We start from the raw sequence: 19,044 nt of genomic DNA on the forward strand, positions 1-19,044 counted from the left end.
AGACAACGTGGTTGACGACAAGAAGGTAAACCAGGTTGTCGAAAGCGGCAAGGGCGACGGCACGCCGGGGTACGAACTGCCGCTGCTCCTGTTCGCGGGGTTCCGCACCCTCATCGACCGGCTCCACGCCGAACTCGCCCTGCGGGGCCACCCGGACGTCCGCCCCGCGTACGGCTTCGCCCTGCAGGCCATCGGCGCGGGCGGCGCCACCGCCAGCGAGGTCGGGCGGCGCCTCGGCGTCTCGAAGCAGGCGGCCGGCAAGACCGTCGACCGGCTCGTCACCCTCGGGTATGCCGAACGCGCCGACGACCCCACGGACGCCCGCCGCAAACTCGTCCGCCTCACCCCCCGCGGCCTGGACTGCCTCGCCCTGTCGGCCGCGGTCTTCGAGGAGCTGCGCTCCGAATGGGCGACGGCCCTCGGGACGCAACGCCTCCACGACCTGGAGGACGCCCTGCGCACCGCCGTGCCGGCAGGGACGGCTTTCCGCCTGGACGCGGCGAGCTGGCTGGGCGGCGCGTAGCCCCACCGACCGCCCTGGCGAGTTCTCGCCACCCGCGTGTCGGCCCTTGCCCGCCTATCGTTGAGGCGCGCGGCTGCATGCACTCACGCGGCAGCGGGGAGGAGCGCCACGATGACCGTCGTAGAGAGCGACAGGATCCACATGGCCGAGAGCGACGACGAGCGCACCCTGGACGACATGTTCGAGGGGCTTGAGCGGATGCCCGTCCCCGAGGGTTACAAGGCCGAGATCGTCGGGGGGCACATCTTCATGTCGCCGCAACGGGACACCCACTGGGAAATCATTCTCGACATCGTCGAGCAGCTGCGGACCGAGCACCCGAGGACGCGGATCAAGTCCGACATCCGGATCGATTTCCCCGGCGACCTGAACGGGTTCGCACCGGACGTCGCCATGCTCCGCGCCGACGCCGGGAAGAACGCCAAGGGGCAGTGGCGCCACCAGGACGTCGAGTTCGTCGCCGAGGTCATCTCCCGCAGCACCGGCATGAACGACTACGGGCCCAAGAAGGCCGCCTACGCCGCCGCCGAGGTGGCCGCCTACCTGATCGTGGACCCGTACATCGGCAGGTGCGTCCTGCACACGCAGCCCAAGGGCGAGGAGTACACCGTGGAGGCCAGGTTCGACTTCGGGGAGACGGTCGACCTGACCGGGACGCCCGCCGGGATCCAGCTCGACACCTCCGCGTTCCCCCGCGACTGACGCGCACCCCCGCCCCGCCCCGCGCCCCCTTGCTTCGAGCGCGCTCCAAGGCGTTGGCTGTACGTCCATGAAGTACACGCAGCTCGGACGCACCGGACTCAAGGTCAGCCGCATCGTCCTCGGCACCATGAACTTCGGGCCCCAGACCGACGAAGCCGGCAGCCACGCCATCATGGACGCCGCGCTCGACGCGGGCATCAACTTCTTCGACACCGCCAACGTCTACGGCTGGGGCGAGAACAAGGGCCGCACCGAAAAGATCATCGGATCCTGGTTCGGCCGGAACAGCGCCCGGCGCGACAAGGTCGTCCTGGCCACCAAGGTGTACGCGAACATGGCACCCGACGGGAACGTGTGGCCCAACCACGACCGGCTCTCGGCCGTGAACATCCGCCGGGCCGTCGAGGCGAGCCTCAAGAGGCTCAACACCGACCACATCGATCTGTACCAGTTCCACCACGTCGACCGCCGCACCCCCTTCGAGGAGATCTGGCAGGCCATCGACGTACTCGTCCAGCAAGGCAAGATCCTCTACACCGGGTCGAGCAACTTCCCCGGTTACAAGATCGCCCAGGCGAACGAGACCGCCGCCCGGCGCGGCACGCTCGGGCTCGTCAGCGAGCAGTGCCTCTACAACCTCGCCGAGCGCCGCGCGGAGATGGAGGTCGTCCCGGCCGCGCAGGAGTACGGCCTCGGCGTCATCCCGTGGTCCCCGCTCCACGGCGGACTGCTCGGAGGCGTGCTGAAGAAGGAGGCGGAGGGGGTCCGCCGCGCGCAGGGCCGCTCGGCGGACGCGCTCGCCGACACCTCCGTACGCCGGCAGGTCCAGGCGTACGAGGACCTCCTGGACAAGCACGGGCTGGCGCCCGGCGAGGTCGCCCTGGCCTGGCTGCTCACCCGGCCCGGCGTGACGGCGCCGATCGTGGGGCCGCGCACGGCCGAGCAGCTCGGCTCCGCGCTGCGGGCGGTGGAGCTGCGGCTGTCGGACGAGCTGCTGAGCGAGCTGGACGCGGTCTTCCCGGGACCGGGGCCGTCGCCGGAGGCGTTCGCCTGGTAGGCCGGTGCGTCGCCGGCGGGCGGGTACGGGTCAGACCACCGAGGCCACTGCGATGATCACGAACATCAGCACGAGGGCACCGGCCATGATCCGGTTACGGGTCTTCGGGTCCACGCTTCGAGATTAACCGCCGCCGGAGCCGGCCCGCGGTGCGGGGGCCGTGCGGGTGCTCACACCCGCGGCCCCGGGACCGGCCGGAACCCGGTTCACCGCCCCGGCCGCCGCGCGGCTCACTCGCCGAGGACCCAGGAGCCGACGGTCTCGTAGCGCGGCGCGCCGCCCGGCTCGCCGCGAGCGGCCAGGTTGCTGCGCACCAGGTGCAGCTCGGCGACCTGCCACCGCGCGCCCTCGAAGTGCTGGAGCTCGTCGACGAACGGGCGCAGGTCCGCGTCCCCGCTCCGGCTGCGGGCCAGCGTCAGGTGAGGCGTGTAGCGGCGGTGGTCCTCCATCGCGACACCGGCGCGGCGCGCCGCCGCGTCCGCCCGCTCGGCGAGCAGCCGCAGGTCGTCGAGGGCGCCCGCCGCGCCCGCCCACAGGGCGCGGTGGGCGAACCGGCCGCCCCCGTGGAGGCGCAGGGGGAAGGACGGCGTACGGTGCGCGGCGCGGGCCAGTCGCTCGCGCAGCTCCGGCAGGAGCCGCTCGTCGACCTCACCCATGAACGCGAGGGTGAAGTGCCAGCCGGGCCGCCCGGTCCAGCGCAGTGCGTCCGCACCCGGCAGGGCCCTCAACCGGTCGACCTCACCGGCCAGTTCGTCGATGGCCGCGGGAGGCGGCAGCACGGCAGCGAAAAGCCTCATGGCGCGAGTCTGGCACGGCCGGCCGCCCCACCGGCCCCCGTCACCGGCTACGCGGCCGTGGTGAGCTGCTCGCGCGGCACGAACCGCACGTGCGGGTGCCCGCGGCGCAGGTCCACGCGCAGGCGCAGCCCGCCCACCCGGGCCAGCACCAGGCCGATCAGCACCGCCGCGGCCAGCGAGACCGCGCCACCGGCGGCGAAGCCCACGCGCGCGCCGTACGTGTCGGTGATCCAGCCGACGAGGGGCGCGCCCAGCGGCGTACCGCCGACGAACACCATCATGTACAGGCTCATCACACGGCCCCGCATCACCGGGTCCGTCGCCATCTGGACCGACGAGTTCGCGGTCACGTTCACCGTCAGGCCGAGCATGCCGATGGGCACCAGCAGCAGGGCGAACAGCCAGAACGCCGGGGAGAACGCCGCGGCGATCTCCAGGACGCCGAAGGCCACCGCCGCGCCGACCAGCATCCGCAGCCGCGACGTGCCGCGGCGGGCGGAGAGCAGCGCGCCGACGAGCGAGCCGACGGCCATCAGGGTGTTGAGGAAGCCGTACGCCCCCGGGCCGACGTGGAAGACGTCGTCCGCGAAGGCGGTCAGCCAGATCGGGAAGTTGAAGCCGAAGGTGCCGATGAACCCGACGAGGGTGATCGGCCAGATCAGCTCCGGACGCCCGGCGACGTACCGCAGGCCCTCCCGCAGCTGCCCCTTGCCGCGCGGGGCGCGGTCGACCCGGTGCAGCTCGCTCGTGCGCATCATCAGCAGGGCGGCCACCGGCGCGAGGAAGGACAGGCCGTTGACGAGGAAGGCCCAGCCGCTGCCGACCGAGGCGATCAGCAGACCCGCGGCCGCGGGGCCGACGAGCCGCGCCGACTGGAAGTTCGCGGAGTTCAGGCTGACGGCGTTGCGCAGCTGCGCGGGGCCGACCATCTCGGAGACGAAGGACTGGCGGGCCGGATTGTCGACGACCGTGACCATGCCCAGCAGGAACGCGATCAGGTACACGTGCCAGACCTGGACGTGCCCGGAGAGCGTGAGGACGGCGAGGGCCAGGCCGCACAGGCCGAGCGCTCCCTGGCTGAGGAGCAGCAGGCGCCGCTTGGGGTAACGGTCGGCGATCACCCCGCCGTACAGGGCGAAGAGCAGCATCGGCAGGAACTGCAGCGCCGTGGTGATGCCGACGGCGGCGGCGGAACCGGTGAGGCTGAGGACCAGCCAGTCCTGGGTGATGCGGGCCATCCAGGTGCCCGTGTTGGACACGATGGCGCCGGTGAAGAACAGCCGGTAGTTGCGGACCTTCAGGGAGGCGAAGGTCGACGTGTCGGTGGTGGTGTCAGTGGTATCGGATATGCGTGCGGGTGCGGAGTCTGCTCCGTTTCCCGTACTCAAAAGGGTTCCCCTCCTCCTCGTGTGCTTACAGGTGCGCGAGCTTCTCCAGCACGGGAGCCGCGGCACGCAGCTTGGCCCACTCCTCCTCGTCCAGACCTTCGGCGAGCGAGGCCAGCCAGGCGTTCCGCTTGCGGCGGGACTCCTCCAGCATGACCTCGGCCGTCTCGGTCCGGCTGACCACCTTCTGCCGGCGGTCGTCGGGGTGCGGCTCCAGCCGGACCAGTCCCTTGGCTTCGAGCAGCGCCACGATGCGGGTCATCGAGGGCGGCTGGACGTGCTCCTTGCGGGCCAGCTCACCGGGGGTGGCGGAGCCGCAGGTGGCGAGGGTGCCGAGGACCGACATCTCGGTCGGACTCAGCGATTCGTCGACGCGCTGGTGCTTCAGGCGTCGGCCCAGCCGCATGACGGCCGAGCGGAGCGCATTCACGGCGGCTGCGTCAGCCGGGTCGCCGTGGGAGAGGTCAGGCATGTTCTTTAGCGTAACTCATTACCCTGACTAAAGACCAGCGCTTCACCCGAAGGGGTGAGAGATGCGGGGAAAGCCCCGCGCACGGCACCGGGGCCCGGTCACCCTGACCCGCATGGCATCGACAGTGCTCAGCCTGCGGATGGACGGGGAGCTGCTCGACCGGGTCAGGCAGCATGCGGCGAGAAGCGGAATGAGCGTCCAGGACTATGTGGTCCGGACGCTCATTCGCGAGGATTTCGACCAGCGCTTCGAGGCGGCGGTCGACGAGACGGAGAGGTTCTACGGCCTCACCTGACGCGCGCGGCGCAGGCGGTCCGGCGTACCCGGCGCCCCTGACGCGCGCGGCGCAGGCGGTCCGGCGCCCCTGACGGCGCGGGCCGGCCCGGCGCACTCGGCGCGGACCGGCCCGGCACGCTCGGCTCAGGGCCGCCGTTCGGCTCAGGTCAGCCCGAGCGCGGGCATCGCGTAGTAGAAGACGAAGACCGCCGAGACGACGTACATCGCCACCGGCACCTCGCGGCCCCGCCCGGCCGCCAGCCGCAGGACGCTGAAGGCGATGAAGCCGATGCCGATGCCGTTGGTGATCGAGTACGTGAACGGCATCATCACCATCGCGAGGAACGCGGGCACGGCGATGGTGAAGTCGCTCCAGTCGATGTCCCTGACGGAGCCGGCCAGGATCAGGAAGCCGACCGCGAGCAGCGCGGGCGTGGCCGCCTGGGAGGGCACCATCGTCGCGAGCGGCGTGAGGAACAGCGCCACCGAGAACAGCCCGCCCGTGACGACGGACGCCAGACCGGTGCGCGCGCCCTCGCCGACACCCGCCGTGGACTCCACGAAGCAGGTGGTGGCGGAGGACGAGGTGGCGCCGCCGGAGGCGACGGCGAGGCCGTCGACCAGGAGCACCTTGTTGATGCCGGGGAAGTTGCCGTCCTTGTCCATCAGCTTGGCCTCGTCACCCACGCCGAGGATGGTGCCCATCGCGTCGAAGAAGCAGGACAGCAGCACGGTGAAGACGAAGAGGCAGCCGGTGAGCAGGCCCACCTTCTCGAAGCCGCCGAAGAGGCTGACCTGGCCGACGAGCCCGAAGTCGGGGGTGGCGACCGGGTTGCCGGGCCACTCCGGGGTGGTCAGGCCCCAGGACGGGACGGTGGCCACCGCGTTGACGGCCATCGCGACGACCGTCATGACGACGATCGAGATGAGGATGGCGCCGGGCACCTTGCGGATGATCAGCGCGAGGGTGAGCAGGACACCCAGGGCGAAGATCAGGACCGGCCAGCCGGTGAGGTGGCCGTCGGCGCCGAGCTGGAGCGGGACGGTGGTGTGGGCGGCGTCCGGGATGCGGGAGACGAAGCCCGAGTCCACCAGGCCGATCAGCATGATGAACAGGCCGATGCCGATGGCGATGCCCTTGCGCAGGCCGACGGGCACGGCGTTCATCACCCGCTCGCGCAGGCCGGACGCGACGAGGAGCATCACGACGAAGCCGGCGAGCACCACCATGCCCATGGCGTCGGGCCACGACATGCGCGGCGCGAGCTGGAGGGCGACCACCGTGTTGACGCCCAGGCCCGCGGCGAGGGCGATGGGGACGTTGCCGATGACACCCATGAGGAGCGTCGTGAAGGCGGCGGTGAGGACGGTCGCGGTGACGAGCTGGCCGCTGTCGAGCTGGTGACCGTACATGTCCTTGGCGCTGCCGAGGATGATCGGATTCAGCACGATGATGTAGGCCATCGCGAAGAAGGTCGCGAATCCGCCGCGTACCTCCCGGGCGACCGTGGAGCCGCGCTCGGAGATCTTGAAGAAGCGGTCCAGGCCGCTGATCGGCTGCTGCGGGGACGGCGGCGTGGTGCCGGGGTCCACGGCGGTGACCGAGGAGGGCATGCGAAACCTCAGGGTGCGGGGGTGGGATGGGGGCGCGACCTGTCATTTTCGTTCATTCACACGAAAGAAACCGGTCAGGCACAAGACGTTTCAGTATGAACGCATCATGCGAAGATCGGTATCTCCGCGCGTAGATAGCCGGGCGACCGGGGCCCGGGAGACCACCGGCACGTCCGGCATAGACTCGCCGCATGGCGAAGTGGACCCCCAAGCACGAGGCACCCGAGCCCCTGGAGGGGCCCGTCGTCGCCACGATCACCGGCGGCACGATCATCTGGTTCGTGCTCTTCCTCGTGCAGGTCCCCTTCTACGGCTGGTTCGCCGACCGCGACCTCACCTGGTGGGTGTGGACCTGCCTCGCCGGCGGCGGCCTCGGGCTGATCGGCATCTGGTACGTCCGCAAGCGCGAGGCCGCGATCGAGCGCGCCCGTGCCGGGGCCGCGGCCGGCCCGGACGAGCAGCCGGACAAGCAGCCGGACGAGCACCCGGACACCGCGCACCACTGACCGGGGGGCCGGCGGGACCGCGCCCGGCATGATCGACGGGACACCCCCGGGGGCGCCCGTACGACGCAGGGACGGTCCACGTCCTCCTCTGGTCGGATCTTCCCGCCGCTCACCGGGTGCGCCCGCGCTCCGGGTCGTACCGTCGGAGACATGACGCAGCGGGCGAAGATCGACACCGATGGGCCCGAGCCGCCGGGCGGCGGCGGCCGGGGCGGGCCGCTCATCGACGCCGGGGCCGAGCTCGACCCCGTCCACCCCGTACCGCCGCCCCTCCAGCACCGGCCCGGCGGGCTGACCGCGGCCGAGGTGGCCGAACGGGTCGCACGCGGCGAGGTCAACGACGTACCCGTCCGCAGCTCCCGCTCCGCCGTCGACATCATCCGCGGCAACGTCTTCACCCGCTTCAACGCCATCATCGGCGTCCTGTGGGTGATCATGCTGATCGTCGCGCCGATCCAGGACAGCCTGTTCGGGTTCGTCATCGTCGCCAACACCGGCATCGGCATCATCCAGGAGCTGCGCGCCAAGAAGACCCTCGACGGGCTCGCCGTCATCGGCGAGACGAAACCCACGGTCCGCCGCGACGGCACCGCGGCCGAGGTCCACACCTCGGAGATCGTCCTCGGCGACTGCATCGAACTCGGCCCCGGCGACAAGGTCGTCGTGGACGGCGAGGTCGCCGAGTCCGACAGCCTGGAGGTCGACGAGTCGCTGCTCACCGGCGAGGCCGATCCCGTCGTGAAGAAACGTGGCGACCAGGTCATGTCCGGCAGCTTCGTCGTCGCGGGCACCGGCGCGTTCACCGCCACGAAAGTGGGGCGCGAGGCGTACGCCGCGCAGCTCGCCGAGGAGGCGTCCCGCTTCACGCTCGTCCACTCCGAGCTGCGGTCCGGCATCTCCATGATCCTCAAGTACGTGACGTGGATGATGGTGCCGACGTCGATCGCGCTCATCATCAGCCAGCTCGTCGTCAAGGACACCGACTTCAAACGGTCCGTCGCCCGCACGGTCGGCGGGATCGTGCCGATGATCCCCGAAGGGCTGGTCCTGCTGACGTCCGTCGCCTTCGCCATCGGCGTCATCCGGCTCGGCCGCAAGCAGTGCCTGGTGCAGGAGCTGCCCGCCATCGAGGGCCTCGCCCGCGTCGACGTCGTCTGCCTCGACAAGACCGGCACCCTCACCGAGGGCGGCATGGACGTCACCGAGCTGCGCACCCTCGACGGGGCCGACGAGACGTACGTGCGCACCGTGCTGGGCGCGCTCGGCGAATCCGACCCGCGGCCCAACGCCTCCCTCCAGGCGATCATCGACACCTACCCCGACGGCGGCGACTGGCGGTGCACACAGGCACTGCCGTTCTCGTCGGCGCGCAAGTACAGCGGCGCCACCTTCAGCGAGGGCGACGGGCAGAGCAGCACCTGGCTGCTGGGAGCGCCCGACGTGCTCCTCCCGGACGGCGACCCGGTCCTCGACGAGATCGAGGACCTGAACCAGCGGGGCCTGCGCGTGCTGCTGCTCTCCCGCGTCCGCGGCGAGCTGGACGACCCGGACGCCGCCGGGAACGCCCGCGCCACCGCGCTCGTCGTCCTGGAGCAGCGCCTGCGGCCCGACGCCGCCGACACGCTCGCCTACTTCGCCGACCAGAACGTCGACGCCAAGGTCCTCTCCGGCGACAACGCCGTCTCGGTCGGCGCGGTGGCGAGCAAGCTCGGCCTGCCGGGCGCCGACCGGACCGTCGACGCCCGCCGCCTGCCCGCCGACCGCGACGAGATGGCGGCGGTCCTCGACCAGGGGGCCGTCTTCGGGCGCGTCACCCCGCAGCAGAAACGCGACATGGTCGGCGCGCTGCAGGCGCACGGGCACACCGTCGCCATGACCGGCGACGGCGTCAACGACGTCCTGGCGCTCAAGGACGCCGACATCGGCGTGTCCATGGGGTCCGGATCGGAGGCGACGAAAGCCGTCGCCCAGATCGTGCTGCTCAACAACAGCTTCGCGACCCTGCCGTCGGTGGTCGCCGAGGGACGCCGCGTCATCGGCAACATCACCCGCGTCGCCACCCTGTTCCTGACCAAGACGGTCTACTCGGTGCTGCTGGCGATTCTCGTGGTGTGCTTCGGGATGGAGTACCCCTTCCTGCCCCGGCACCTGACCCTGCTCTCCACGCTGACCATCGGCGTCCCGGCCTTCTTCCTGGCGCTCGCGCCCAACAAGGAGCGCGCCAAGCCGCACTTCGTCCGCCGCGTCATGCGGTACGCGGTCCCCGGCGGGATCATCGCCGCGGCGGCGACCTTCACCACGTACCTGCTGGCCGCCCACCACTACAGCGGGCCCGGCGCCCTCGCGGCCGAGACCAGCGCGGCGACCCTGACGCTGTTCCTGGTCTCCCTCTGGGTCCTGGCGATCATCGCCCGCCCCTACACCTGGTGGCGCATCGCACTGGTCGCGGTCATGGGCGGGGCGTTCCTGGTCGTCCTCGTCGTGCCCTGGCTCCAGGACTTCTTCGCGCTGCGGCTGGTGGGCACGACGATGCCGTGGACCGCCGTCGCCATCGCCGCCGTGGGCGCGGCGGTGCTGGAGCTGGCGTGGCGGTGGGTGGCGCGGAAGGTGCCGGCGGCCGAACAGAGCCCGGCGGCCGCATAGGCCCGGCGCGGAACAGAGCCCGGCGACCGCCAGGAGAACGCGTCGACGCGTCCGTTCACTCCATCGGGCGGTGTGCGTCCTGCCGTCGCATGAGGGGCGGTCGTGCGGCCCAGGTAACCGGTCATGAGCTCCGCACCCCGCTCCCTCCCCGGGTCCGACGGTTCACCACACACCGGGGACGAGACGTGCGGTGCGGGCGGCGTACTCCGCGTAGCGGGGGCCCAGCGCCGAGATGAGGACGACGTCCTCGGCACGGATGCGGTGGAGCATCCCGGCCAGGGTGCAGCCGAAGAACACGAGGTGGGCCCGGGGATGGTCCAGGGCGAACCCTGCACAGGCGACCATGAGCAGTCCTCCGGCGTAGGAGGGGTGCCGCAGGTGGCGGTAGGGGCCGGTGCGGATCACCGGCTGGCCGGGGCGGACGTCGACGGTGCCGCGGAAGTACTCGCCCAGGGTGGCCACCGCCCAGTGGCGCAGCGCCATCCCGGCCCAGACACCGGGCAGGGCGATCAGCGTGCTGGTCGCCCGGTCCCCGGTCATCCGTGCGGAGGGGGCGCGGCGCAGCAGGACCGCCGCGCCGGCCTCACCGAGGGCGATGGCACCGAACAGGACGTACGTGCTGCGCCGGTCCGCGGCGAGCGGCTGGGGCGGGCGGCGGCGGTCCGTGCGCCGCCGGCGCAGCGCCCACCTGGCTTCGAGTCCGTACTCCAGCGCCGCCGTGGCGCCCGCCAGGGTCCAGACGAGGGCGGCTTTCGACACTCCGGACACCGGCTCCGGTGAGGATTTCCGAAGGGTGAGGCGAGAGATGAGCGAGGTACCGGGCATGGGGAGTGGTGTTCCCTTCCGTCCTTTCCAGGACAGCGAACTCGCGATGCTGGACCGGGCGCTGAACGACCCCGAGGTGATGGGCCAGTACGCGTGGACCGGGTGGTCCGGCCACACATCGACGCTCCGCCAGCAGTGGGAGGCGAACCGGCTGCTGTCACCGGAGATCAGCATGCTGGCCGTGGTACGGGAGGACACGGCCGTGGGCGCGGTGACCTGGCGCCCGGTGGCCTACAACGGGGTGTCGCAGTGCTGGAACGTCGGGGCCTACCTCCTGCCGGAGGCACGTGGGCGCGGCGTGATGTCGAAGGCGGGCCGCGCACTCGTGGACTACCTCTTCGCGCACACCCAGGCCCACCGCATCGAGGCGCATGTGGAGGCCGGCAACAAGGCCGCGCGCCTCTGCGCCGAGCAGGCGGGGATGGTCTATGAGGGCACGGCCCGCGGTGCGGTCTGGCGCGGGGGCGGCTGGCGCGACATCGAGGTGCTGGCCGTGGTGCGCGGCGATGCCGCGCCGGCACTGGTGGCTGACTGAGAGCGTCGCCGGCGCCCGGCACACGCCGGGCGCCCGGCGACGCCCGGCACGTGTCCCTCGCCCGTCAACGGCGGGCGGCGAGGCGGGCCAGCAGCTCCCGGTCGACGGGCCGCGGCGGCAGGGGCGGCACCACCAGCGTGGAGGCCGCCGACAGTGGGGTGTCGGGGAGCTCGGCCAGGGGAACGGTCGTCGTGCGCGGCTCCGCCGTCACGTACGGCGAAGCCTCGTAGACCGTGACCGGGTGACCGGAACCGTAGGAGGCGACCAGGGCGTCGGTCAGAGTCGTGACGCCGGGACGCGCGTCGTACCCGGGATCGCGGTCGATCATGCCGATCACACCTACCTGCCACAGGATCAGGAGGCCGGTGGGATCGAAGACGCGGTGGCGGATCAGGAAATCGGTCGCCTCGAAGCTCTGGCACCCCCGCTCTCCCGGGTCCAGGCCCAGGTCGGCGAAGAGCCAGTCCTCCGCCGAGCACGCCGGCAGCATCCGCGCCGCGATGCCCTCCTCGCGCGCCCTCCGGATCGCTTCGTGCCCGGTGTAGGCGAACACCCCGGGGTGCCCGTACAGGGCCACGCAGACGAACTGGTCGCGGTGCAGCTCGGACATGATGTGTTCGACCATGTCCTCGTACGAGGCGGAACGCGGCTTGCCGACGGCGTAGTGGACGTCGAGCGTCTCGACCGAGGCGTTCAGCTTCTCGATATGACGGGTGACCAGAGGGTCCCCGATCAGGCACAGCACCTTGTCGGCCTGTTCCAGACAGGCCCGTGCTTCGACGGTGAGGTCGCCGATGGCCCGGAAGCCGGTCCCCACGACGACGAGTTGCGCATTGCCCGTGGTTTCCTGCATCGGACCACCGACTCCCTCGTGCGTTTGCTGGATCACGCGCCGGACGGAACCTCGTCGGGGTCGAAGATGATGACGACGAGCACCGCGTGGCACTCTTCCTTGACCCCGCTGTGCTCCGCCAGCACGGCGCGCATGCGGTCCACGTCGCCGGAGACGACCGCCTCGCGTTCCGAGGCGGTCAGGGCGCTGTCGGCGACGTACGCCTCCGCCGAGCGGCGGTAGGCGTGCTGCCGGCGTGGCTGGGTGACCAGTTCTTCCATGAAGTCGACTACTGCGGCAGGCATGTTCGCTCCTTCTCGTGGGGGATGGAACGCTTACCAGAGCACCACAGATCAGGAGCGAAGTGGGCCATTAAGGATGTAAACCGCATCTACGAGTGAAGTTCGTCCCGGAGCCACGGCCAGCACATGACGGCCCGTCGCGCAGGGGCTCGCGCGGCCCGGTGCCGCGCCCGCGCCCGCGGCTCCGGACCGACCGACCGGGCCCTTCAGTCGAACCAGCGGTCCCGGGCCAGCTCCTCCGTACGCGACGGGTCCTCCAGCAGCGCCGCCACCTCGAAGCGGCGCGGCCACTGGCCCGCCGCCCACGCCAGACCCGCCGCCACGCCCTCCAGCGTCGCCGCGTGCAGCGTGCCGTCCGGGGTGCGCCGCCAGTCCAGCTCGACGCCCCCGGCCCGCAGCTCCTCGTGCTCCACGTACGTGGCGGGCGTCGCGGGACCGAGCAGGGCGTGCACGGACTCCGGTACGTCGTGCTCCTCCCCGTCCGTGGTGACCTCGGCGTCGACCTCCTCGCTCAGCCGCGGCACCTGGAACAGCTCCGCCAGGTCCGCCGCCCGCGCCGGCGCCACCGGCAGCAGCGGACGGCCCGCGGTGAGCGGCAGCAGGTCAGGCGCGTCGGCGACCAGCGCGTCCGCCGCGTCCACCACCCGCACCTCGCCGTCGACGACCGCGCGCAACTCGTCCGGCAGCGTCACCTGCTCCGGGTCCAGGTCGGCGAGCGCGGTGTACAGGCCGTGCAACTGCGCGGCCGTCACCTCCCGCTCCGGATCCGCGAGCCGCGCCAGCAGCTCGGCCGCCCCGCCCGGCTCGTCCAGCAGCGCGGCGACCGACGTCCGCACGCCCAGCGCCCGCAGCACCTGTGCGTCCGCGAACCCCGTCGTGTCCGCCGGGTCGTACAGGCCCTCCAGCAGCGGATCGGCGCCCGCGGCACGCAGACCGGCCGGGCGGCGGCCGTCCAGCACCGGATGACCGCGCAGCCACCAGGCCGTGTACGAGCGGACCGTCTCGGTCGTGCCGTCGGGCATCAGGATCCGTACCGGCTGGGTGAGCGCGTCCCGCAGCGGCGGCTGCGCGAGCAGCGCGAGCGCCCGCGGCCAGGCGTCGTCGTCCACCAGCTCCAGGTCCCGCACCGCGACGATCTCCGTCGCGACCGGCGGCACCGGTGTGTCGGGCAACCGGTCCAGGACGTCCTCGCACCACACGTCGACGGCGTCGAGCACGCCCACGTCGTCCGGCTCGGGGAAGTCCCCGTCGCGCGGCTCCAGTTCGTCCGGGTCGAGGACGACGTCCGTGGCCCGTACGAGAGCGAAGCCGGCGAGCACCCCGCAGGCCGCCAGCGGCTGCTCGCCCCAGCGCTCGGCCGTCTCCGCGTCCACCAGGGCCAGTTCGCCCTCGCGCATCACTGCGGCGAACGGGCTGCCCGGCAGGACCAGTTCCGCGGCCGGCGCCGGCTCGCCGTCCTCGTCGGGCAGCGCCAGCGCACCCAGCCACGGCTCGTCACCCGGCTCCAGACCGGCGTCGCGCACCAGCGCCAGCACCGTGTCGGCGAGCTCCTCCGCGTCCGGGGCGTCGTCGTCCCACACGTCCTCGGCATCCAGCGACGCCGCCACCGCCGCCCGCACCTGCGGGGTCGTCAGGACCGCCCGCGGCGTCGCCGGGAGGGCGCCCAGCTTCTCCAGCACCGGGTGCGCGGCATCCGGATGCGCCACCTTCAGGCCCAGGCGGGACAGCTCCGCCGGCGTGTCCGGCAACGGCAGCAGCACCTGGCGCGGCCCGATCGCGGTCCGGCCGCCGGCCAGCGGCACCGGCAGACCGGTCAGCCGGTCCGGATCCACCCCCGCGAGCGAGTCGTACAGCCGGTACCACCACTCCGGCGCCCGCTCCGCGCCCGCGAGCCGGTCGATCGCCTCCCCCAGCGACAACCGCGCCACACCCAGCGCGCGCAGCTCGGTGCGGCGCTCCAGACCGGCGGGCAGCAACGTCGGCAGGACCTCCGCCAGCACGCGCACGGTGTCGGCGCCCGCCCCCTCGACGACCTCCGCCTCGAACGGCCGCAGGGCGTGCGGCTCCTCGTCCCCGGACGGCTCGGCCGCGGGAGCCAGGAACGCCACCCGCGGCAGCCGCTCCAGGACGGCGCCGCGGATCGCCCCGTCCAGGACACCCTTGCCGAGCGGGCCCGGCACGAGATCGATCGTGCCGGCCGTCACCGGCCGCCAGTCCGCGAGCAGTTCGGCGTACGCGTCGGCCGCGCGCTCCACCAGGAAGTCGGTCAGCGGCCCCGGCGCCGGGTGCCTGCGGGTGGTGTCCAGCGGGAACGTCGCGATCAGCAGCGCCGGGATGCCCAGCGGCTCGTCCGTGGGCGTCGGGGCGTGCACGACGGGCGCGGTACGCGGCCGGACCGGCGCGCCCTCCCCGTCCACGGGCACCGCCCACGTCACCGACCAGTGCGGCCGCAGCCGCTCCTCGACGGGCCGGTCCTTCAGCAGACCGGCGTCGATGCCACCACCGCGGCTGACCGTCCGCCAGCGGTGCGTCCCGCTCCCGCTGTCCTCGATGTGCACGTACCCGTCCTGCTCGCGGCGCACGAGCGTCCGGGTGCCCTTCGGCCCGTCCACGACGATCTCGCTCAGCCCCGGCAGGGTCAGCAGCAGCGCGTCGTCCACGGCGTCGAGCAGCCGCCCGACCAGGTCCTCGGCGGCGGCATCCCGCAACGGCAGGATGACGACGGTGTCGTACCCCTCCGGAGCGGTGCCCTCCGCGGGCAGCGGGAGCCGCAGCAGCGGTACGTGGCCCTCACGGCGGCGCAGTTCGTCACCGAGGCCCGGGCTGCCCAGCGAGGCGTCGGCGGCCATCTCCCGCGCCTCGCGCAGCGACCAGCGGACGCCGCCGTGCCGGCCCACGACCGCCGGCTCGTCGCTCACCGCGAGCACCGCGGCGAAGCCGACGCCGAAGCGGCCGACCGCGCCCTCGTGGCCCTCCCGCTTGGCCGAGGCGCGCAGCGTGCTCAACGACTCGACGCCCGCGGCGTCCAGGGGCGCGCCGGTGTTGGCGGCGGCGAGCACGGCCCGGCCGTCACCCGTCGCCTCCGCCGGGTGCAGCGTCAGCCGCAGGCGTCCCGGGACCCCGGCGCGGGCGGCGGCGTCGGCGGCGTTCTGCGCGAGCTCCACGACCAGCCGGTCGCGGTAGCCCCCGAGCGCCAGGTCCTCCTCGGCGTTCGCGTCCTCCCGGAACCGCGCGGGTCCGGCGCCCCACGCGTCGAGCACTCCGCGCCGCAGCCGTGCGGTCCCGAACGGGTCGGCCGCCCCCTCGGTCGCCGTAGCCCTCACGCTCACGTCGTGCTCCGCTCTCTCGGCTCTGCCTGTACGACGCCCGAAGGTACCGCGTGCCGCACCGGAGCCTTTTCCCCCACCCCGCGCTCCCCGCCACCATGCCTCCGCCCGTCCCCGCAGCCGTCACCCGGGGCCCGGCGCACGGCGGCCGAAGGGCCGAAGCCCCGACCCGCGTACCGCCGCGAAGCGGCAAGGATCACACCCCGGGGCGCGCAGCGCCCCGGGCCCGGGGCCCACAGCTCGCGGGGGCGAAGCCCTCGCGCAGCCCGCATACCGCCGCGAAGCGGCAGGGAATCACGCCTCCGGGCGCGGAGCGCCTCGGGTCCGGGTGTCCGGGGTCCGGGGTCCGGTGTCCGGCATCCGGTGTCCGGCATCCGGGGCGAAGCCCCGGCGGCCCCAGGGCTTGCTGCGAAGCGGCAGAAAACACACTCGCGCACGCCACGCCCCGGCGCACCAACACCTTCGAGCGAGCAGCCGGCCCCGGCCTCGGGGCGAAGCCCCGCGCAGCCCGCCTACTGCCGCGAAGCGGCAGGAATCGCGCATCCCGGCGCGCGGCGCGGCGCGCGCGGGCGGCTTACGCCCGGGACGCGCCGCCCGCGAGACGCCCTGGGGCGGCTCCCGCCGGCGCGGTGCCGCCCCGGAGGGAACCCCCGCGCGGGGGGAGCGTCAGCTGTGGCCCAGGTCCTCGGAGGCCGCGTCCGGGGAGGTCGGAGGAACCGAGCCCTGGTCGCGGGCGGGACGCAGCGGGAACTCGTCGGCGCCCATCGAGTCGAGGACCGGCGGCGCCGGACGCGGCGGCTTCGGCATGACCGCGGCCTCCGAGTGACCGCCGCAGCCGTACGCCAGCGACACCACCCGGCCGTCCGCCGGGGAGAACTCGTTCGCGCACACCCCGAAGGCCTGCCGCAGCGAACCCGCCAGCGGCACGAGGAACGCGCAGCTCACACACGACGCGGGCGCCGCCTGCGCCATCGGGGTCTTGGCCCCGAAGGACTCCTCCCAGCGGTCCGCCGCGACGTGGAGCCCGTACCGGGACAGCACCCGCGCCCGGCGCATGCCGAGCTCCTCGGCGACCGCCGCGATGGCGCCGCGCGAAGGCGTGCGGGAGACGAGGTCGGCGTCCTCGGCGTCCAGGTGGTCCGCCATGTCCTCGGAGACCGCGGAGTTCGGCGGCGGCTCGTCCTCGCCGGAGTACCCCGGTTCCAGCCGCAGGTCGTCCTGCTCGGTCGGCAGCAGGTCGCCGGGCCCGAGGTCCCCGGGCCGCAGCCGCTCGCTCCACGGCACCCACTCGGGTGCCAGGAGCGCGTCGGGGCCCGGCAGCAGCACGGCCTCGTCGAGCGTGACGTTCTTGGCGCGGGACGCGCGGGCCACGGTGACCGCCCACCGCCAGCCCCGGTACCCGAACTCCCGGCATTCGAAGAAGTGCGTGACGACCCGGTCGCCCTCGGCGACCAGCCCCACGTGCTCTCCGACGACACCGGGCGCCGCGGCCTCCGCGGCCGCCTCCCGGGCGAGGTCTACCGCCTCGGCGCACAGACGGTCGGGGGCGGGGGTACGCGCAGTACGGCTTCGCGTCGTCGCAGCACTCACAGGTCTCGCTTCTCTCCTACGCCGTCTCACAGATGCGCCGGCCGAGTCGCGATGTACGGGCGGCGGGCGGAGCGGACCAGAGGGCCGCATCGACGTCCGCGCCCGACGTTTCCGTTTCCCGGGCACACCTATCGTCATCCATTCTGCGGGATGCCGAAGAGGCGCGCGGCCGAGAACTACCGCCGGTGGCGCGCTACGCACGCTACCCCTTCCGCAGCCCGCCGCCCACCTGCCCGCCCCAAGTAGCCGTCACAGCGGTTCATCGAAGTGGCACGTGGGGCACTATGACGGGGTGGCAGCCGCGAGGTCGTCCGACGACGCCGGGCCGCTCCGCAGGGCGGCCGGGCGGATCGGCCGTGTCCTGCACCTGCCGATCACCGGCCCGGCCCGGGGCATCCGCCGTGCCACGCACGCGCACGGCGCGGGCGAGTCCGGCCTCGGCAAGCTGATCGAACTGCACGCCGTCAACGGCGCCGGTGACGTGATGATCACCGTGGCGCTCGCCTCCACGGTGTTCTTCTCCGTGCCGACGGACGAGGCCCGTGGCCGCGTCGCGCTCTACCTCGCGATCACCATGGCCCCGTTCACGCTCCTCGCCCCCGTCATCGGGCCGCTCCTGGACCACATCCCGCACGGCCGGCGCGCCGCGATGGCGGGTGCCATGCTCACGCGTGCGCTCCTCGCCGTCGCCCTGTCGGGGGCGGTGGCCACCGGCGGACTGGAGCTGTACCCGGCGGCGCTCGGCGTGCTCGTCGCGTCCAAGGCGTACGGCGTCGTCCGCAGTGCCGTCGTGCCGCGGCTGCTGCCGCCCCGCTTCTCGCTCGTGAAGGCGAACTCGCGCGTGACCCTGGCAGGGCTGCTGGCCACGGGCGCCGCCGCGCCCATCGGCGCCGGACTGCAGCTCATCGGGCCGCAGTGGCCGTTGTACGGCGCGTGCGTGCTCTTCGTCGGCGGAACGCTCCTGGCGCTGTCGATGCCACCGAAAGTGGACTCGGCGCGGGGTGAGCGCAAGGCGCACATGCTGACGCACGGCGAGAAGAAGCCGAGCCTGCGCACGGTCGGGCCGTCCGTCCTGCACGGCCTCCAGGCGAACGCCGCGCACCGGGCGCTCTCCGGGTTCCTGATCTTCTTCCTCGCCTTCCTCCTGCGCGAGCACCCGCTGCCCGGGCAGAGCGCGGCGGTCTCGCTCGGCATCGTCGGCGTGGCCGCCGGGGTCGGGAACGCCTGCGGTACGGCGGTCGGCGCGTGGCTGCGGTCACGGGCGCCCGAACTGATCGTGGTGACGATGCTGGCGCTGGCGCTGTCGGCGGTGATCGTCGCGGCGCTGTTCTTCGGCGGGATCGCGGTGGCGGTCCTGGGCGCGGTGGCCGGCCTGACGCAGGCCCTGGCGAAGCTGTCGCTGGACGCGATGATCCAGCGGGACGTGCCGGAGGTGGTGCGCACCTCGGCGTTCGCCCGCTCCGAGACGCTGCTGCAGATGGCGTGGGTGGTGGGCGGGGCGATCGGGATCGCGCTGCCGCTGAACGGCTCGCTGGGCATGTGGGTCGCGGCGTCGATACTGGCCACCGGGGCGATGCTGACGGTCCGGGGCCTGCTCACGGCGGCCCGGCGCGGCGGCACGCCGCACCCCCGCGTGGCGTGATGCCGGGCGGCGTATAG

General features: G+C 73.0%; 17 protein-coding genes. 8 read left to right on the forward strand and 9 right to left on the reverse strand.

Going from position 1 to position 19,044, the window contains the following annotated elements:
- Positions 1-7 precede the first annotated feature (7 nt).
- The 3 genes from IH00_RS0113600 (at position 8) to IH00_RS0113610 (ending at position 2,282) form a co-directional block, all read left to right on the forward strand.
- Positions 8-523: a MarR family winged helix-turn-helix transcriptional regulator gene (locus IH00_RS0113600; RefSeq protein WP_234334844.1), complete on the forward strand. Its 516-nt coding sequence runs from the start codon at positions 8-10 to the stop codon at positions 521-523.
- Between the two features lie 111 nt (positions 524-634).
- Complete coding sequence (locus tag IH00_RS0113605; protein WP_031073160.1) at positions 635-1,225, forward strand: Uma2 family endonuclease; 591 nt, start codon at positions 635-637, stop codon at positions 1,223-1,225.
- 67 nt (positions 1,226-1,292) lie between these two features.
- Entirely contained in the window at positions 1,293-2,282 is a 990-nt protein-coding gene (locus tag IH00_RS0113610) for an aldo/keto reductase (RefSeq protein ID WP_031073162.1), read from the forward strand.
- Between the two features lie 230 nt (positions 2,283-2,512).
- Here the strand turns inward: IH00_RS0113610 and thpR are convergent, their stop codons facing one another.
- The 3 genes from thpR to IH00_RS0113630 are packed head-to-tail and all read right to left on the reverse strand — an operon-like array spanning position 2,513 to position 4,936.
- Positions 2,513-3,079 (reverse strand): RNA 2',3'-cyclic phosphodiesterase, encoded by a 567-nt coding sequence (gene thpR / locus IH00_RS0113620; RefSeq protein ID WP_031073164.1) that lies wholly within the window; start codon positions 3,077-3,079, stop codon positions 2,513-2,515.
- 47 nt (positions 3,080-3,126) lie between these two features.
- Positions 3,127-4,467, reverse strand: coding sequence for an MFS transporter (locus IH00_RS0113625; RefSeq protein WP_031073166.1), 1,341 nt, complete (start codon positions 4,465-4,467; stop codon positions 3,127-3,129).
- A 25-nt stretch (positions 4,468-4,492) separates the two neighbouring features.
- A complete protein-coding gene (locus IH00_RS0113630; protein ID WP_031073168.1) occupies positions 4,493-4,936 on the reverse strand; it encodes a MarR family winged helix-turn-helix transcriptional regulator in 444 nt (147 codons plus the stop codon).
- Positions 4,937-5,048: 112 nt separating this feature from the next.
- Between IH00_RS0113630 and IH00_RS0113635 the strand changes: the two genes are divergently transcribed.
- Positions 5,049-5,231: a hypothetical protein gene (locus IH00_RS0113635; RefSeq protein WP_031073170.1), complete on the forward strand. Its 183-nt coding sequence runs from the start codon at positions 5,049-5,051 to the stop codon at positions 5,229-5,231.
- Between the two features lie 143 nt (positions 5,232-5,374).
- On the opposite strand, the gene IH00_RS0113640 is transcribed toward IH00_RS0113635, so the two are convergent.
- Entirely contained in the window at positions 5,375-6,826 is a 1,452-nt protein-coding gene (locus tag IH00_RS0113640; protein ID WP_031073172.1) for an NCS2 family permease, read from the reverse strand.
- 191 nt (positions 6,827-7,017) lie between these two features.
- On the opposite strand from IH00_RS0113640, the gene IH00_RS0113645 reads away from it, so the two are divergent.
- Together IH00_RS0113645 and IH00_RS0113650 are read left to right on the forward strand one after the other, a co-directional pair.
- Entirely contained in the window at positions 7,018-7,332 is a 315-nt protein-coding gene (locus tag IH00_RS0113645) for a DUF2530 domain-containing protein (protein ID WP_052411373.1), read from the forward strand.
- A gap of 150 nt (positions 7,333-7,482) precedes the next feature.
- The gene (locus tag IH00_RS0113650) at positions 7,483-9,975 is read left to right on the forward strand and encodes an HAD-IC family P-type ATPase (protein ID WP_031073176.1); all 2,493 of its coding nucleotides are present in this window, start codon (positions 7,483-7,485) and stop codon (positions 9,973-9,975) included.
- Between the two features lie 162 nt (positions 9,976-10,137).
- On the opposite strand, the gene IH00_RS0113655 is transcribed toward IH00_RS0113650, so the two are convergent.
- The gene (locus IH00_RS0113655) at positions 10,138-10,734 is read right to left on the reverse strand and encodes a methyltransferase family protein (protein WP_052411374.1); all 597 of its coding nucleotides are present in this window, start codon (positions 10,732-10,734) and stop codon (positions 10,138-10,140) included.
- 46 nt (positions 10,735-10,780) lie between these two features.
- Here IH00_RS0113655 and IH00_RS0113660 point away from each other — a divergent pair, with 46 nt between their 5' ends.
- Complete coding sequence (locus IH00_RS0113660) at positions 10,781-11,335, forward strand: GNAT family N-acetyltransferase (RefSeq protein WP_158827802.1); 555 nt, start codon at positions 10,781-10,783, stop codon at positions 11,333-11,335.
- Positions 11,336-11,399: 64 nt separating this feature from the next.
- On the opposite strand, the gene IH00_RS0113665 is transcribed toward IH00_RS0113660, so the two are convergent.
- From IH00_RS0113665 to IH00_RS0113680, 4 genes are all read right to left on the reverse strand, one after another.
- Complete coding sequence (locus IH00_RS0113665) at positions 11,400-12,188, reverse strand: SAM-dependent methyltransferase (protein ID WP_031073184.1); 789 nt, start codon at positions 12,186-12,188, stop codon at positions 11,400-11,402.
- 32 nt (positions 12,189-12,220) lie between these two features.
- Positions 12,221-12,472 carry a hypothetical protein gene (locus IH00_RS0113670; protein WP_158827804.1) on the reverse strand — a complete coding sequence of 84 codons (252 nt, stop codon included), beginning with the start codon at positions 12,470-12,472 and terminating at the stop codon, positions 12,221-12,223.
- A 203-nt stretch (positions 12,473-12,675) separates the two neighbouring features.
- Positions 12,676-15,792, reverse strand: a complete 3,117-nt coding sequence (locus IH00_RS0113675; protein ID WP_039946909.1) for a sacsin N-terminal ATP-binding-like domain-containing protein — start codon at positions 15,790-15,792, stop codon at positions 12,676-12,678.
- A gap of 669 nt (positions 15,793-16,461) precedes the next feature.
- Positions 16,462-17,385, reverse strand: a complete 924-nt coding sequence (locus IH00_RS0113680) for a DUF3027 domain-containing protein (protein WP_031073190.1) — start codon at positions 17,383-17,385, stop codon at positions 16,462-16,464.
- A 292-nt stretch (positions 17,386-17,677) separates the two neighbouring features.
- Here IH00_RS0113680 and IH00_RS0113685 point away from each other — a divergent pair, with 292 nt between their 5' ends.
- A complete protein-coding gene (locus IH00_RS0113685) occupies positions 17,678-19,027 on the forward strand; it encodes an MFS transporter (RefSeq protein WP_031073192.1) in 1,350 nt (449 codons plus the stop codon).
- Positions 19,028-19,044: the final 17 nt, after the last annotated feature.

It is taken from the genome of Streptomyces sp. NRRL S-118, from assembly GCF_000716335.1.
Taxonomy (GTDB): domain Bacteria; phylum Actinomycetota; class Actinomycetes; order Streptomycetales; family Streptomycetaceae; genus Streptomyces.

Excerpts from the sequence above, each read along its gene's own strand:
- IH00_RS0113630 (WP_031073168.1), bottom strand. The coding sequence starts at position 4,936 with ATGCCTGACCTCTCCCACGGCGACCCGGCTGACGCAGCCGCCGTGAAT.
- IH00_RS0113650 (WP_031073176.1), top strand. The coding sequence starts at position 7,483 with ATGACGCAGCGGGCGAAGATCGACACCGATGGGCCCGAGCCGCCGGGC.
- thpR (WP_031073164.1), bottom strand. The coding sequence starts at position 3,079 with ATGAGGCTTTTCGCTGCCGTGCTGCCGCCTCCCGCGGCCATCGACGAA.
- IH00_RS0113640 (WP_031073172.1), bottom strand. The coding sequence starts at position 6,826 with ATGCCCTCCTCGGTCACCGCCGTGGACCCCGGCACCACGCCGCCGTCC.
- IH00_RS0113635 (WP_031073170.1), top strand. The coding sequence starts at position 5,049 with ATGGCATCGACAGTGCTCAGCCTGCGGATGGACGGGGAGCTGCTCGAC.
- IH00_RS0113645 (WP_052411373.1), top strand. The coding sequence starts at position 7,018 with ATGGCGAAGTGGACCCCCAAGCACGAGGCACCCGAGCCCCTGGAGGGG.
- IH00_RS0113665 (WP_031073184.1), bottom strand. The coding sequence starts at position 12,188 with ATGCAGGAAACCACGGGCAATGCGCAACTCGTCGTCGTGGGGACCGGC.
- IH00_RS0113605 (WP_031073160.1), top strand. The coding sequence starts at position 635 with ATGACCGTCGTAGAGAGCGACAGGATCCACATGGCCGAGAGCGACGAC.
- IH00_RS0113610 (WP_031073162.1), top strand. The coding sequence starts at position 1,293 with ATGAAGTACACGCAGCTCGGACGCACCGGACTCAAGGTCAGCCGCATC.
- IH00_RS0113660 (WP_158827802.1), top strand. The coding sequence starts at position 10,781 with ATGAGCGAGGTACCGGGCATGGGGAGTGGTGTTCCCTTCCGTCCTTTC.
- IH00_RS0113670 (WP_158827804.1), bottom strand. The coding sequence starts at position 12,472 with ATGCCTGCCGCAGTAGTCGACTTCATGGAAGAACTGGTCACCCAGCCA.